Raw genomic sequence first — 15,890 nt, forward strand, 5'->3', positions numbered from 1 at the left:
TACGCTCATGCTTGGCTTTATATTTTATTAAAATTTAGCTCTTAAAGTGAAAGTCACATTACGTGGTTCCCCCCAATAAACACCATTATAGAAACCTACATTTAAATAGTATTTTTCATCAAATAAGTTATTGATATTCACACTTGCAGTCAGCTCATCACTTAACTTATAACTGGCAAAAGCATTGGCCAATACATAGGCCTTTTGTGTGACTACACCATCGTTATAGGCATTTGCAGGAGCTCGCCCCCATTTTTGTGAAATTTCACTTTGCCAATTCAATCCACCACCGAAAGTTAGTTTTTCTGAACCTGCCCAGAGGTTCGCTGGAAGGGTATAACTACTAAATAACTTTAACTGATTTTGTGGAGTAATTGTTAAAGCATTAGAAATTGCAGAACTCACGCTATTTACATAGGTATAGCCGAAGCTAAGATTCCAGTTTTCCTGTAACTTTCCAATGGCTTCTAACTCAATACCATTGACTTTAAGTCCTTTGCCTGATGACATATAAGCGGTTTCCATACCATTGACTTTGGGAATAGTGCCGTTTTGTACGTCATCGGGATATTCTGCATCTACAACGGCAAGATCTTTGACACTTGACCAAAATAAAGCAGCACTGGTCAATAACTTACCATCTAATAGATCCGCTTTAATTCCTAGCTCAGTGGTGCTTCCCATTTCAGGATCTAAATAGTCACCGTAACGATCTTGTTTGGATGAAGGGTTAAATACATTGGTATAGCTGGTATAAGCGGTATAGGTGTCATTGATGTCATACAAAATCCCTGCATAAGGAATCAGTTGGTCAAAACTACGTGGTTTTGTAGGGAGAGTATTGCGATTCCACTCATCGACTTTATAATCATATGAGCTATAACGTGCACCTAAAATAAGTTTAAGTGGATCTGCCAAATTTAACCGCAAAGTCGAATATAAACCATATAGTTCAGTTGTTGTTTTCTTTCCAGCCCCATTCTTTTCATAAGTGGGCTTTGGAATATTACCTGTCCAATTACGATAATCTGGTATGACTGCTGGATAATTAATACTTGGAGTCACATCTAATTCAGTACTTTCACCTTTAAAACCACTATAGCCAATAATTAAATCATGTTGGCGATTTAACAATTGAAATGGTCCTGTTGCATAAAGATCTAAATTGAGTTTTTTATTTTCAGCATAAGGGCTGACCATACTCCATAGACTTAAGCCTTTCCCCGTGTTTGGGTTTGGAAAGCCACTACCACCATAAGCCACCATCCAACTATTATCCGAGGTGCTGTGGGCAATCGCTGCTTTAACCAGCCAGTCATTGGCAAAAGTATGTTCAATATCGGCAAAAACGGTTTTATCGGTATTGGCAATTGAACTCCAGTCCGCAGATAAACTAAAGTTTCGCGAAAAATTTGCTTTGCTTCCATCAGCATTAAAATATGGTACTGTTCCCCACGTTGAGCCTTTAGGGTCGTTGTCTTGATATTGAAACCCGACTGAGGCTGTTGTTGTTGGGGTTAAATCTGCACTGATGATCCCCATTGCGGCTGTTGACTTGAGCTTATAACGATCCATATAGGATTCTTTATCGGTATACGCTGCCATGAATCGACTTCGAACACTGCCATCTTGAGTTAGAGGAATGGATACATCTGCTTCAACACGAGTATTGTCCCATGAGCCATAAGTTGAGCTGACATTGCCCTTAAACTCTTTTTCAGGACGCTTACGTACCATATTGATGGTTGCAGAAGGGCTGCCTGTTGAACCAGTTAAGCCAGAAGCACCTTTGATCACTTCAACTCGGTCAAAGAAAAAACTATCAAAGCGGGGAGCATTGTCTCCTACAGGCATACCATCAATTTGCCTATTGGTAATTTGAAAACCACGGGAATAGTAGTTAGAACGTTCACTGTCATTTTTAGTGGCAGTAACGCCTGGTGTTGCGGCAAGAACATCATCCAGAATGGTCAGCCCGCGTTGTTCAATTTGTTCACGGGTGACCACGCTTACAGATTGTGGTGTTTCTTTTAAAGATAATTTTAATTTTGATGAGCTTCTTGAGGATTTTGCTTTAAAACTTCCGCTTCCCTCAGTTTTTTCATCCTGAGCATCTGCTTTAACTGTAATGGTGGGAAGTACCGAAGCATTCGCTTCATTACTTTTTTGCTCTTGTGCAAAGGCACTATGGGAAATAGCACTGCAAATAAGAATTGATTTTATTGCAATGTTTAATGCCGTTTGTTTACGTAGATTGTCCATAAGAATAGAAATTAGTAAATAAGAATCATTATTATTATCAATTAATATACAAAAAGATACAAATAAAACATAATTTTTAAACTTTTTTATGAATAGTCTAAATGCAGAATTTAGCAGGTGCAGTAAACTTAAGATTTTGATTTTGCAAGATAAGTACTAGAAGGGTAGTCTTGTATTTTATTTATCACGATGATTAATTATTGACTGAGCTTTATCCTGATCCCGAATTGAAAGCTTATATCATTTTCCATTGTTGGTTTTCTTCTGAGAAATTAACCAGAAACGAAACACCTGATTCATCACCAACAAGATATGAGGATGCGTTCACCATCAGTACCTTTAATAAAGTCCCTGTTTCAATGGTAATCGGTTCTAAATCATCTTTATTTAAGGTACGGGTTGGAGTAATTCAATGATTTCCACTTTTATACTAACCTATTGTTTGAACAAAAAATTCTATAAATAATTATTGCATAGCTCAATGAGCTTTGCTGAGATACAGCGTTAGAAAACGCAACATTGATAGGTCTTTATGTAGCCTAAACATTTTTAAAGTTTCACTGTTGTATAAGGCTAAGTTTTCTCTCAGCGGAAAACTTAGCCTAGACATTTTTAAATTTTATAAAGTAATCGTTGCACCAAGCGCTTTAACAAATTGGGCTAACCAAGCTGGATGCGCTGGCCATGCTGGCGCTGTTACCAGGTGTCCATCTGTGACTGCTTCAGTGACTGCAATATCTGCATATTGCCCGCCTGCAAGTTTAACTTCTGCGGCACATGCAGGATAAGCGGAACATAAGCGTCCTTTTAATACATCGGCTGCGGCAAGCAGTTGCGCACCATGGCAAACAGCGGCAATTGGTTTTTTAATCGCATCAAACTCGCGAACAATTTCGATTACTCGATCATTCATACGTAAATATTCAGGTGCACGACCACCCGGAATCACTAATCCAACGTAGTTGTCGCTGTTGACTTGGTTAAAGTCATAGTTAATTGCAAAGTTGTGACCACGTTTTTCGCTATAGGTTTGCTCACCTTCAAAATCATGAATCGCTGTTGCTATTGTATCGCCAGCTTTTTTATCAGGGCAAACTGCATGAACGCTATAGCCCAATCCAGTGAGGAACTGAAAAGGAACCATGGTTTCATAATCTTCAACATAATCACCCACTAACATTAGAATTTGTTTAGACATTTTTACACCTTTTGTTCAAATTTTATGATTTATTTCATGTAAAATAGCATGCTCTAGTTGCAGTTTTAAGTTGAATTTATACGGCTTTAGTCTTAATTTAACAGACTTAACTGTAATAAAAATTGTATTCAGTGATGAATGAGAAAAATATGAAAAAGTATCTATTGGGTTTAGTGATCGTGATTGCTGCTATGAGCAGCCATGCTGCGGTAGAAGAAACAGTGTATAGAGGAATGGGCGAGGCATCTGCACAGTTTCCAAGCTTTAAAAAGATGCAGAAGCAGGGGCTAATCAATAAAAAACCGGATATTTCAAGAAATGACTATAATGATGTATATAAACTAAAAAAACCGCTTCAATTTATGGGGCAAACGGTTGCACTGCTATCAGACGAATATATGACACAGTATGCTGGATGTTGTGTCAGTGAGGGTTGGGGAGCTGTTTTAGCTAAAAAGAGTGATATGAAACTCTTGACTCAATTTGCCAAAACCAACCAGTGTTCATTAAGCAAAGTAGAATCAGATGCCAGTGATTATTATGGTTTTAAACTGAAAGCATTACCAACAGCAGAATATTATGAGCTTTCTTGTCGTGAACGTGATTTAGAAAACCAGCAGTAAAATAGATATATTAAGCTATATAGAGCAGTCGCAATTTAAATCTCTATTGCATTCTAAATTTTCTCCCTCTTTGCTTTGTGTGATACACGGCTTAGAGGGAGAGAGATGTCTTGACTGAATTTTTATGAATGAACCTGCGTAGGTGGTCTTGATCAATATCTACAGAATTAAAGCACCTGTACCAGCACCAATCACCATTAACCAAACTGGGTGAACATTCTTAAACAGACTTAGACAAATGGTGATGGCGACGATTGCGATCAGTAAAATATTTTGAGCAGAGGCTTGGGCAATAATCCAAGCACTGACTAAAACCAAGCCGACTGTAATAGGTTTTAACGCCTTTTCAAATTTCGCCCGAAGTGGATGACTTTTAAAATTATTCCAAAATTTAAGTGCATAAATGGTGATGATTGAAGACGGACCAAACTTTGCAAAAGACGTCACGATCAGTCCCATAGGCCCTGCGACATGCCATCCCACCAAGGGAACAATCATCATGTTTGGACCTGGTGCAGCTTGCGCCATTGCAAACATAGAGCTGAATTGCTCAGCAGTCATCCATCGGTGAATCACAACCACCTGATGTTGCATTTCAGGTAAGATGGCATTCCCGCCACCAAAGGCCAATAAAGACAGTTGAGTAAACACTAAAGTCAGTGCGATGAGAACATACATCTTATTTTACTCCTGAGTCACTTTAGTTTGATTAAATGCTAAAACTGCCATATTCACGGTGATTAAAATCAACAGCGTCAGTGCCAAGGGTAATTTAATCAACAGCATAAAAATAATGGTCAAGATAATGGTGAAATAGGTGAGCTTACTTTTCATGATTGGTTTTAACATCTTAAAACCTGTAGCAAACAGTAGACCCGCAGCAGCGGCAGCTAAACCTTGAATCATGTGCTGCACCATTGGGATATCTTGAAAACTGCTGTATAACTGGTACAACGAGATAACAATAATGGTCGGGGCCAGCATAAGACCAAATACCGCACTAATCGCGCCTTTTACTCCAGCAAAGTCAGAACCAATCGCCACTGCCATATTTACAATATTCCCACCGGGTAAGATTTGGCAGACACCCAACAAGTCGGTAAATTTTTCAGATGTTAACCATTTCTGATCTTCTACAATTAAACGATGTGCGAGAGGGAGTACCCCACCAAACCCCATGAGGCCAAGTTTCATAAAGCCTAAAAATAATGCTTTGCAATTGGGTGTGGTCATGGATTGTTCCATTGGGATTGCTTCAGTATTCATTTAGACCTCTTCAATTTGCTGTGATGTACTTGGCTTGAATATGATTATCTGCTTGTTGAGTTATAAAGAAAAATGCTATTTTTGCTGTTATTCATACCTAAAAAGTATGCTTTAAACATGAATTAGCACGATAAAAATGAAAAGATCGATATTGAGGCGAAAAGATGATTGATATTCATAAGCTTAATGCGTTTGTGGCTGTGGTTGAGGAAAGTAATATTTCTCGGGCAGCGGTACGTCTGAATATGCAGCAACCGCCTTTAACACGGATTATCAAAAACTTAGAAGATGAATTAGACACAGATTTATTGAAGCGTTTACCGCGTGGCGTAGAAGCAACTGAAGCGGGTAAGGCCTTATACCAAGAGGCACTTACCATACTTGCGCATGCACAGGCTATTCCCAAACGCGTGCAAAATATTTCTAAAGGTTTGGAAGGGCAAATCAATATTGGTTTTACCAACTCAGTCGGTTTACATTCCTTTTTGCCTGCTTTACTGCGTAATTTTCGTGAAGTATTTTCAGCGGTATCTATTCATTTGGAAGAAGATGGCAGTAGCTCATTGATTGATTCGATTATCAATGAAAAGAATGACATCGTTTTTTTGCGTAAGCCTGCGCCGATTGGTTTGGGACTCACCAGTTTGCATATACTTGATGAGCCTTTAATTGTGGCATTGCCCAATAATCATCCCTTAACGGAACATCCTGATGCCATCCAATTACTTGATTTAGAGCCTTATGATTTTGTACTGTATCGCCGTTTAGCAGGACAAGACTTGTTTGATAATATTTTGGCTAGCTGTTATCAGGCTGGATTTAGTCCAAAGATTGTTCAAGAAGCCCCACGTTTAACGTCGAGTTTAAATTTGATTGCAGCAGGGATTGGTTTGTCGATTGTTCCAGAGGCCATTCGAGATTTTTGGAACAAGCAAATTATTTACAAAGCGCTTAAAGCGGATACGCCGTGTATTGCACCAATTTATGCAGTCTATAAGCAGGATGCAGAAAATATCCGTTTAAAACATATTTTAAATTTGCTCGTTTAATTTATAGGTTGACTTGCTAAAGCTCCAACTAAATAAGTGGATTTATATATTTTGAATGTTTGAGCTGTTCACTGTGATTAAAGATCTAGGTTAAGCTGTTTCGCAATAATTTATGCTTTGAAATTCTATTTTAAAAACAAAATCAGTGAATCATTGCATTTTTGCTACACATAAAGTCTGAGCTCAAGATTAGTATTATTGTTTTAAATTCAAACCTTAGAAATAGAATTGAGGATATCGCTTTGAAACTTGGATTTGTAAAAAGTGTTTTAGCATCTGCAATCATGTTGTCATCTGCACCAGTATGGGCTGAAACAACAGGGCAAATCACTCAAACCACTTCAGCTATTGTGAAAGATCAAAAAAAATCGGGGATTGATCATCAATATTTTGATCAAAATGTAAAAGGAAATGATGATTTTTATCAACATGTAAATGGAGGATGGTTGAAAAATACCGAAATTCCTGCAGATAAATCACGTTGGGGAACTTTTGATATTTTGCATGAAGAATCATTAAAACAATTGCATGATATTGTCGATGAGCTTTCAAAACAGCAATTGGTGGAAGGAAGTTCAGAGCAAAAAGTGGCAAGTCTATATGCCAATTTTATGGATGAAAAAAGTATTGAAGCATTGGGTATTCAGCCGATTCAAGCGGAAATTACCAATGTTGATGCATTGAAAAGCAAAAAAGATATTGCGCAATTGGCCGCACATTTTTCACGTATTGGTGTAACCAGCCCTTTTGATGTGGGTATTGACCAAGACATGAAAAACTCAACTGAAATGGTGGCAATGCTTGGGCAAAGTGGTTTAGGGTTACCTGATCGTGATTATTATTTAAAAAATGATGCCAAATTTAAGAAAATCCGTTCGCAATATCTAAAGTATATTGAAAAAACTTTAACCCTAGCTGGAGACAAGCAAGCCGCCCAGCATGCGCAAGGGATTTTAAAATTAGAAACGCAAATCGCCAAGATACAATGGAGTAATGTTCAAAACCGTGATGTAACAAAACTCTATAATATTTATAAAACGCAAGACTTAGCTAAACTTAGTCCAAAAATTGATTGGCAAACTTATCTAGAAAAACAAGAGTTGTCCGATAAGATTAAAACCATACAAGTCATTCAACCAAGTTACTTCAAAGGGTTAAGCCCAATTGTTGACAATACCTCACTAGAGGTTTGGAAAGCTTATTTTAAATTTCATTTAGTTAGTGATTTTTCATCATTGCTTAGTCAAGCTTTCGTAGACAATAGCTTTGATTTTTATAGCAAACAGCTCAGAGAAATTAAGGAGCAGAAACCACGTTGGAAGCGTGGTGTGCAATTGGTTGAGGGAACTTTAGGTGAAAGTTTGGGCCAAATTTATGTGAAAAAGTATTTTTCTGCTGAGAAAAAACAACGCATGGAAGTCTTGGTGCAAAACTTAATGAAAGCTTATTCTCAAAGCATAGACAAACTGGATTGGATGAGCCCAACCACGAAAGTTCAGGCGCAGAAAAAGTTAGCAAGTTTTGCGGTGAAAATTGGCTATCCAAACAAATGGCGTGATTATTCAGCTTTAGAAATCAAAAATAATGACTTGATTGGTAATGTGATCCGTTCACGTGAATTTGAACATCAATATGCCTTGAATAAATTGGGCAAGCCTGTTGATCGTGATGAATGGGGCATGACACCGCAAACCATCAATGCGTATTACAATGCTTCTTTAAATGAAATTGTCTTTCCAGCAGCAATTTTACAACCTCCATTCTTTGATATGGATGCCGATGATGCAGTGAACTATGGTGCGATTGGTGCAATTATCGGACATGAGATCAGTCATGGCTTTGATGACCAAGGCAGTCAGTTTGATGAATTGGGCAATATGAAAAATTGGTGGACAGCAGAAGACCATCGAAAATTTAAAGAAAAAACCAATACATTGGTTGCTCAATACAACGCTTATGAGCCAATCAAAGGCTATCATGTTAATGGTGAGTTAACCTTAGGCGAAAATATTGCTGATAACTCTGGATTGGCAATTGCTTATAAGGCTTATCAACTGTCTTTAAATGGTAAGGCTGCACCAGTATTGGATAATTTAACAGGTGAACAACGCTTTTATATTGGTTGGGCACAAGCATGGCGTTCTAAAATTACTGATGCAATGCAAGTTGAATTCTTAAAAAGAGATCCGCATTCACCTGATAAAGTTCGTGGTAATGCCACCTTGCTAAATCAAGCGCCATTTTATGATGCTTTTCATATTCAGCAGGGCGATAAAATGTATTTACCTGCCAATAAACGCGTGACCATTTGGTAATTATCTGACCTAAAAGTCTGCCAAGCTGTATCAAGACTTGGCAGGTTTTTTTATATTTTTTCACATGTTGTATAAATAAATGGCAGTGGAATAGATGTCTAGATAGAGCTTTTTAAGTTTTAACTTAATTGATTATCTCTAATCATTTTTTTTGTGATTTTCTTATCACTTTATTTTGATAAATAGTCAATAAATTCAATGTAATAAGTTTGTTGTTTTGAGCATTTTAAGATATTTTTATGCATAAATATAATTGAGAAATATCAGGTGAATTTAAAAACATTCTTATTGTTGGGTGGGGTCGGTTTTGTATTGCAGGGTTGTACAACCATGAATACATCAACATCAGACGCTTTTAAACAATATGCTTCTGCTCAAGAACTCATTGATAAGCACAATATTAATGAAAACAATAGTGCATCTAAAGAATATGTTTATGATTGGGGATCAAAACAAAGCGATCAGCAGGTGTAGTCTTTAACACCGAAAAGTTACTTAAGCCGTTATTGTAATGCCAAAGGTGGTCATTTTTCTCAAGTGCAAAAAAGCACAATGAGTTCTGTTAAGGATATTTGGGCAAAAAAATTATTAAATACTTATAGCAGTGTTAAACAGGGGATCGGTACATACCAATGTACTGAAAGTAATGGTCAGCAATGGTATGTATCCATCGAACCTTTATCTGAACGTAAACTCGATCAAACAGGAACCAGAGTTGTAAATTTACAAACCAAGGTTTTATCTTTGGATGAGCTTAATAAATTCTATAACAACAAAAGCAATATGGCGGTAGTTGTCCAAGAAAAGAAATCTAAAAATAGTCATTCAAAAAGCAGTGATACAAAAAACATTGATATAAAAACGAACAATTCAAAAAATGCTACTGTTAACAGCGTAGCAAAAACTTCCCCTGTTAAAGTCGTGGAAGAAAAAAAGCCAGTCGCCGCAGTTGCAGAGGAAGTGAAAGAAAAGCTTCAGCCTGAAAAAACAATAACGACACCGCAGTCACAACAGATGCAATTATATATTTCTGCGCGTAAAGAGTTAGGACGTGGACAAAATCAGATCAATGCCTGTAACAATGCTGAACGTGCTTATAATTATGGGCGCTTGCATGGAACAAGTGGAATTAATGTCTATGCTGAATCAGGTGTGTTGGTGGCAAGATGTTTGACCAATGTGCCAAGTTATAGTCAGCGTTTTTCTAATCCGCAAGATCGAGCTAAACGAATTTTGCAGAATTTGGCGGGTAATCAAAATCATGCAGTTGCCAAACATATGCTAAAGCAGATTAAATAATGGAATAGGGTGTTTCATCTCAATGGAGCGAAACACCCAAATAAATTAAAAGCGTTATTCATCATTCAATGAACATTCAAAACTACTCGGATTCTCTTTACAGCGAACTTTTTTGAGGAAATTCATCATTTGTGGATCATAAATACCTGATTTAGTCAGTGCAATACGAGATTCACGCATCATTTTGATATAGTTCAGTTGTTCATTGGCTGGGATATTCATCCAATATTTTGCGGGAATTTCTTTTTCATATTTTGCTACGATGTTAAATGTTCTGCCCAATTGACTCGCGACCCAAGTTCGAGATTTTTGTCCAAAGCCTTGAGGGAATTTGTCTTTGCGAATAATAAAATTGGCCGAAATTTGAGTCAGTGGAAATTTTACAATTCCGCCTTTTTCTCCTAAGCCCTTATAGAGCTCAAAGGGTTTAAATGCAACAACAGGTGCAGGAAGGATATCAATTTCATGATTGTTAAATTTAGCGCCTGCACTGGTGACATCAACAGAAACAGCTTGTGCGCCCACTTGTTGAACCAATTTTGGTTGCGCTTCGTCATAACGGAACACCCCAATTTTTTTACCGGCAGCTTTTGCTAAAGTATTGATATTTTTGTCATTTACAAAAAGATATGCTGGGCCAATTGTACCTAATCCTGCAATTTCATAAGGGCCATTGATCATCTTTTCCGCTGCTCGAGGTAAAGACAATAATTTATAGGCTGAAATGGCTGTTTTCATATCCGTTAATGCACCGATCGCGTCTAAGGAGCCAATATATTTATTAAATTGGCGACCACGTAAACCACTGATAATAGCACCATCACATTTACCCACTTTTAAGTCTTCTGCGGCGAGCCTTTCGTCAGTAACGGCTCTTAAATCTATATCCGCACCCCAATTTTTTGCTTCAAGTGCATAATCTTTAGCTAGGGCATATGCATCACCTGCTTTACCAACCGGATCAAAAACACATACAACTTGCTTTGCAAAAGCAGGCATTGAAAGTGCGAATAAAGTAGTTATTGTGAGAGCTTGAACCATTTTCATATATATTTCCCTATAAACAGTTATGGCATATCTTATTAAAACGTATGTGCTATTGATGAACTAATGACCATGAGGATTGTTTTTTGTGTCAATAAACCCAACAAATGTAGGTTTTTTAGTATGGGTTATCGATTGAGATTTGAGATGCTTTCTATTTTTAAATACAACATAAATATTGAATCGAGTTTAGTACAGCAAATAAGCCACTATTTTATAGCAAATTTATCTAGTCAAAAATTCGAGCAATTAAGTGAAATATTGCTTTAATTATATTGAGAATAGATCGAATAATTAGTTGACCAATTATTTCTGCAATAAATTCTTTGAGAAAATTCCATATTTTTTTAAGAATATAGGCGACCCATTGAATTAAAGCTATGATCTTTCTACAAATGAAATTGAATATTGCCATGAAAGGATTGCGTTTATTCGACTGCCACCATTTTTGTAGTTTTGTCAGGTTAAGGCGAAGTACGTTTTCGTAGAAAATAAGCGCATAGAGCCAAATACAGAATAAAATACCTAAGCAAGAAAGCGTAATTTGTAGAATTGTCATTGAACGTTGTTTTTAATTTTGAATATAAAGTTTGGACCTATTCTAAACTGTATTTTTAATTATGTTAAGGCGCGATGATTTCACTCTTTTAGGTGAGGATTGTCATCTGCCTCTATCGGATGATTATGGAAAGTTCAGTTTTTCCATTTATCCAGTATTTGATTTTATCTTGTTGTAATGAGAAGTAATTCAAGTTACAGAGTCATAACAGGCGAATAGGTAGCGCTTGTGATACAAAGGATTTAATTTCGAATTGGACTTTGTTTATGTCACGCCAAATTTTCTCCTCAATGCATTCTAAATTTTCCCATATGGGTCGTTCTGTATTTATGGCGACGGCATTAATGGGAACAGCACAATTTGCTGTCGCAGGGCCAACCGTTGATCAACTTAGCGATTGTTTGGTAAAAGCAACTACAGCAACAGATAAAACTACAGTATTGCAGTGGACCTTTGCTGCACTATCTACACACCCCGATCTAAAAGCATTGAGTAATGTCAGTGATGCGCAAAGAACACAACTCGATCAAAAGTTTGCTCAGGTTTTACAACGGGTAATTGTAGAGCAGTGTTCCGCACAGACCAAAGCAGTGATTGCAGCTGAAGGTGTGCAAGCAGTAGGTGACAGTTTCCAAGAGTTAGGTCGTACGACAGGTGAAGATATTATTAAAAACCCTGAAGTGAAAAAACAGTTACAGGGTGTATTGCGATATGTCGACTTAAATAAATTGGTGATGACGTTTTTAACCCCAGATATTTGGAATAAGTTGGGTGTGATTCGTCCATAAATCACTTTACCTTTACGGAGCAAGACTTCTTCTCTGTTTAAACAAGAGTGAATCTTCATGATTCAATTGAAATCATTATAGAAATCTCAAAGAAGCTCCTCTTACTATTGAAAGGGTTTGGGGAGTGGAATGAATGCATCAAGAAAGCTTGTTTTAAGTTAGATTGTTAAAATTAGATTGAGTTTTGGTTTGTAAAAATTGGTGGTTGAGGGTATTTAAAAGATCGGGTTTTTCCAGTGATTGCATGTTATCTTGATGATTTGATTCAAAGAAAGCTTAGGTCAATTTAATGAATTTTGAAAAACTCTTTTTATATAAACAATGGTCAGATCAGCGTTTATTTAAAGCCATAGATCAAATTGATCAAGTGCATTATTTAGAAGATTATAATTTTGCCAAGCAACAATTCAATCATATGATCATTGTCGAAGAGTTATTTAGATCTCGGCTAGAAAACACAAAAGCGTTGCACACTCAAACCAATACAGAATTTTTACCCTCCTTAGATGAACTTAAACATCGAATTGCTGCATCAGATTTATGGTTTATTGAATTTGTACAAAATATTCAATCGGATCAACTTGCAGTAATTATTCATTTTCAATTTATAGATAAAAAAACGGGTAGCCTATCAATAGAAGAAATCCTCTTTCATCTCATCAATCATGGAACATATCATAGAGGCAATATCGCGCATGCTTTACATCATGCTCAGGTGGTTCATCCTGCCGATACATATACAGTATTTATTCATCAGTATGAACCTGAACGGAGAGCGCTTTGATAGTTTATAATTTGATAATTTATAAATGACAGGTGATTTTTGCTTTCTGATATTAGAAATAAGTTAGGTATGCGAAATCAATCCTTGTCTCATTTTGTTAAAATTTAATTGTTAAAAATTAACCAATACGTATAATTAATTAAATGATACGTATGAGGTGAAATCTTATGCAAGCGAAATTGACTTTATCTATAGATAAAAAAGTGATTGAACGGGCGAAACTTTATGCTCAGGAACATGAGCAGAGTGTTTCGAGTTTGGTTGAAGCTTATTTAGATCGTATTTCAACACACACTGAAATTTCGAGTGATGTTCAAGCGCCTATTACTGGAAGTTTGACTGGGATGTTTGCCATTCAAGACCAAGGGCAAGATTATAAAGTATTGCTTTCTGAGGCTCGTATGGAAAAACATAAATGAGCGAGCGGATATTTATTGATTCTGATGTAATTTTGGATGTGGCTTTAGCGCGTCAGCCTTTTGTTGAGGCAAGTCAAACTGTTGTAGCGTTGTGTGAGAAAGGGCATTTTACAGGGTGCATTTCTTCGAACAGTGTTGCCAATATTTATTATATTTTGCGTAAGTTGGGAGGTGATGAGAAAGCGCGTCTTTTTATTCAACAACTTTTAAAATTCTTGGTGATTATCCCTGTTGATCATGTTGGGATTTCACAAGCGTTGGTGTCTAAGTTTTCTGATTTTGAAGATGCAATTCAATATTTTTCTGCGTTGAGTTTTGGTTGTAGCAAAATCGTGACGAGAAATATTCAGGATTATAAGTTTGCTGAAATAAGTGTTGTTTTACCGAGTTTTTTTGTTGAGTAAAGAGGATTTTAAATTTATTCTACAATCGGATAATAGAATATTTAAGAGATTTAGTTTTTACTTAGGGAAATTTTGACTAGTAAAAGTTTAGCGTTCCATCCTACAAGAATAGAACAAAAAGATGAGTTTTATCATGAAAATAGATGATCACTTTATTGAACTTCTTTCAAAAATGGAAATACCAAAACAAGTAAAAAAGGAAAACTTTTTACAAATAATTAATGCGAATAAAATTGAATCAGTAAGCACTCAAATTTTAGGTTTAATTTTTGATTCTCATAAAAACCATGGTCTAGGGGCAATTCCTTTACAAGCTTTATTTAATGTTTTAGATATAAAAGTTAAGATACCAAAATTAAGTAGTACTAAAGTTGAAACGTCTTGTTTTTATCAAAAAAAGAACAATTCGGTAGAATTGATTTGATAATTGAAGCTGATCCATATTTATTTGTTGTTGAAAATAAGATCCGTCATAAAATAAATAATCCATTTCATGTGTATAAAAGTTATATTGAAAAAAATTATCAAAAGTATGAATTTTCGAAAGTTTACTATTTGATTTTAGGTATAGAAAAGCCAAAATCAAAAACGGGAGTATTTAAATTTGTTAGCCATTTCGATTTATTGAGCCAAATTGATAAACTGAAAGCTGATAAGGGTGTAGAGATAACATATTTGACACCATTCATTAATGATTATTTTGACGCAATGATGAACTTAAAGAGAAATAAAAATATGAATTACGATGAAGAGAGAGTATTAAAATTCTGTATTAATAATGTAGATAAATTAGATGAATTACAAAAATTTAAAGAAATATCTCTTAATTACTTAGATGAAAAATTGAGAAAAAATATTGAGAACCTATATCAAGAAAAATTCGATGTTAAAAATATACTTACTGATAAAGGTGGAAATTGGAATGACCTTACGAAATATATAAATTCAGAATATATCTATGTGCAAAATTGGGTTTTAGAAATTCAAATTCTATATAGATTAAAGGAGGTGTCAGTTTTTTTAACTCCTTATACTAAGCGTCATAAAAAGCCACTAGAAGATGAAAGCTATCAATATTTTTTAGATTATTTAAAGGCAAAAAAAATTAACGTAATTTGTGAATATGCACTTGGGAATGTTAGGTATGTGCAAGTGTTTGAATTTCCACTTGGTGAAAGTGTTAATAAAATAAGCAAAGCTATTAATGGTATTATCGAGAAAATTTCACCTTAAAAGAAACCCGCTCTAAAACGGATTTTCTTTTAAAATAAAATCAGCTTAACCAATCAATATTTTTTTAATGCTTTGGCTTAAAGTAAGGTTGGCTTAGTTTAATGAGCAGGCTTTACCCTGATACTCATAGCGATTTACCTCATAACTTTTACCATCCCAACGATATACCGCAAAACATAAACCTGGACCTCCATTTTCAATATCAGGCCAGCCGTCTTTGCCTGTGCTTTTTAGAAAAGTCGGTATACCCGCGTTTTCAAAAATAGTTTTCCATTTCCCATTTTTCTGTTGTGAAACAAGGTAGTATCCCACGCCTGTATTGCCATAACACATACTGCTGTAGTCTGAAATAACAGCATCATTTAGCCCATCTTTATTTAAATCCCGATATACAGTAATTTCACCTGTTTCGCATTTTCCTTCCCAACCATGCTTTGTTTTTGCAAAACCTGCTGCTTTAAAAATCAAGCTCGCTTCTTTTGAAGGAACATTAACTTTCGTTTCTGCGAAAGTTGTAGTTGTGAAAAGGACAAGTGTTGAGAGAGTTAGGATAGATATTTTCATTTTGACCTTGAATTTTGAGCAGTAGATTAATGTTTTTAAAGTAATAACAGCAAAGATTTCTTTTGAAAGTGTAACTGTTTCTG

Annotated in this window: 15 protein-coding genes and 1 pseudogene; 10 read left to right on the plus strand and 6 right to left on the minus strand. The window is 35.8% G+C overall.

Going from position 1 to position 15,890, the window contains the following annotated elements:
• Nucleotides 1–27: 27 nt before the first annotated feature.
• Entirely contained in the window at nucleotides 28–2,262 is a 2,235-nt protein-coding gene (locus tag CQZ96_RS19175; protein ID WP_105713548.1) for a TonB-dependent siderophore receptor, read from the minus strand.
• Nucleotides 2,263–2,881: 619 nt separating this feature from the next.
• A complete protein-coding gene (locus CQZ96_RS19180) occupies nucleotides 2,882–3,460 on the minus strand; it encodes a DJ-1/PfpI family protein (protein ID WP_105713549.1) in 579 nt (192 codons plus the stop codon).
• 149 nt (nucleotides 3,461–3,609) lie between these two features.
• Here CQZ96_RS19180 and CQZ96_RS19185 point away from each other — a divergent pair, with 149 nt between their 5' ends.
• Nucleotides 3,610–4,083: a hypothetical protein gene (locus tag CQZ96_RS19185; RefSeq protein WP_105713550.1), complete on the plus strand. Its 474-nt coding sequence runs from the start codon at nucleotides 3,610–3,612 to the stop codon at nucleotides 4,081–4,083.
• Nucleotides 4,084–4,242: 159 nt separating this feature from the next.
• Here CQZ96_RS19185 and CQZ96_RS19190 read toward each other — a convergent pair whose 3' ends face one another.
• Together CQZ96_RS19190 and CQZ96_RS19195 are read right to left on the minus strand one after the other, a co-directional pair.
• Nucleotides 4,243–4,761, minus strand: a complete 519-nt coding sequence (locus CQZ96_RS19190; RefSeq protein WP_105713551.1) for a chromate transporter — start codon at nucleotides 4,759–4,761, stop codon at nucleotides 4,243–4,245.
• A gap of 6 nt (nucleotides 4,762–4,767) precedes the next feature.
• Nucleotides 4,768–5,349 (minus strand): chromate transporter, encoded by a 582-nt coding sequence (locus tag CQZ96_RS19195; RefSeq protein ID WP_105713552.1) that lies wholly within the window; start codon nucleotides 5,347–5,349, stop codon nucleotides 4,768–4,770.
• A gap of 164 nt (nucleotides 5,350–5,513) precedes the next feature.
• Here CQZ96_RS19195 and CQZ96_RS19200 point away from each other — a divergent pair, with 164 nt between their 5' ends.
• The 3 genes and pseudogenes from CQZ96_RS19200 (at nucleotide 5,514) to CQZ96_RS19210 (ending at nucleotide 10,012) form a co-directional block, all read left to right on the plus strand.
• Nucleotides 5,514–6,398, plus strand: a complete 885-nt coding sequence (locus CQZ96_RS19200) for a LysR family transcriptional regulator (RefSeq protein ID WP_105713553.1) — start codon at nucleotides 5,514–5,516, stop codon at nucleotides 6,396–6,398.
• A gap of 242 nt (nucleotides 6,399–6,640) precedes the next feature.
• Complete coding sequence (locus tag CQZ96_RS19205; protein WP_105713554.1) at nucleotides 6,641–8,713, plus strand: M13 family metallopeptidase; 2,073 nt, start codon at nucleotides 6,641–6,643, stop codon at nucleotides 8,711–8,713.
• A gap of 267 nt (nucleotides 8,714–8,980) precedes the next feature.
• Nucleotides 8,981–10,012 (plus strand): annotated as a pseudogene (locus tag CQZ96_RS19210) (hypothetical protein).
• Between the two features lie 54 nt (nucleotides 10,013–10,066).
• Here the strand turns inward: CQZ96_RS19210 and CQZ96_RS19215 are convergent.
• A complete protein-coding gene (locus tag CQZ96_RS19215) occupies nucleotides 10,067–11,059 on the minus strand; it encodes a putative solute-binding protein (RefSeq protein WP_096734844.1) in 993 nt (330 codons plus the stop codon).
• An 822-nt stretch (nucleotides 11,060–11,881) separates the two neighbouring features.
• Here CQZ96_RS19215 and CQZ96_RS19220 point away from each other — a divergent pair.
• The 6 genes from CQZ96_RS19220 to CQZ96_RS19245 all read left to right on the plus strand — a co-directional run bounded on the left by CQZ96_RS19220 (nucleotide 11,882) and on the right by CQZ96_RS19245 (nucleotide 15,243).
• Entirely contained in the window at nucleotides 11,882–12,403 is a 522-nt protein-coding gene (locus CQZ96_RS19220; protein ID WP_105713556.1) for a hypothetical protein, read from the plus strand.
• A gap of 289 nt (nucleotides 12,404–12,692) precedes the next feature.
• Nucleotides 12,693–13,187 carry a DinB family protein gene (locus CQZ96_RS19225; RefSeq protein ID WP_105713557.1) on the plus strand — a complete coding sequence of 165 codons (495 nt, stop codon included), beginning with the start codon at nucleotides 12,693–12,695 and terminating at the stop codon, nucleotides 13,185–13,187.
• A gap of 167 nt (nucleotides 13,188–13,354) precedes the next feature.
• Complete coding sequence (locus CQZ96_RS19230) at nucleotides 13,355–13,606, plus strand: DUF6364 family protein (RefSeq protein WP_105713558.1); 252 nt, start codon at nucleotides 13,355–13,357, stop codon at nucleotides 13,604–13,606.
• The gene (locus CQZ96_RS19235) at nucleotides 13,603–14,010 is read left to right on the plus strand and encodes a PIN domain-containing protein (RefSeq protein WP_105713559.1); all 408 of its coding nucleotides are present in this window, start codon (nucleotides 13,603–13,605) and stop codon (nucleotides 14,008–14,010) included. Before CQZ96_RS19230 ends, CQZ96_RS19235 begins: the two co-directional genes overlap by 4 nt.
• 133 nt (nucleotides 14,011–14,143) lie before the next feature.
• The gene (locus tag CQZ96_RS19240; protein WP_105713560.1) at nucleotides 14,144–14,434 is read left to right on the plus strand and encodes a hypothetical protein; all 291 of its coding nucleotides are present in this window, start codon (nucleotides 14,144–14,146) and stop codon (nucleotides 14,432–14,434) included.
• Nucleotides 14,392–15,243: a PD-(D/E)XK nuclease family protein gene (locus tag CQZ96_RS19245; protein ID WP_105713561.1), complete on the plus strand. Its 852-nt coding sequence runs from the start codon at nucleotides 14,392–14,394 to the stop codon at nucleotides 15,241–15,243. The genes CQZ96_RS19240 and CQZ96_RS19245 overlap by 43 nt, the downstream gene beginning before the upstream one ends.
• A 93-nt stretch (nucleotides 15,244–15,336) precedes the next feature.
• Here CQZ96_RS19245 and CQZ96_RS19250 read toward each other — a convergent pair whose 3' ends face one another.
• On the minus strand, nucleotides 15,337–15,807 hold the full coding sequence (locus tag CQZ96_RS19250; protein ID WP_056518058.1) for a hypothetical protein: 471 nt from the start codon (nucleotides 15,805–15,807) through the stop codon (nucleotides 15,337–15,339).
• Nucleotides 15,808–15,890: the final 83 nt, after the last annotated feature.

The sequence above is a fragment of the Acinetobacter sp. MYb10 genome (assembly GCF_002980175.2).
Taxonomy (GTDB): Bacteria; Pseudomonadota; Gammaproteobacteria; order Pseudomonadales; family Moraxellaceae; genus Acinetobacter; species Acinetobacter guillouiae.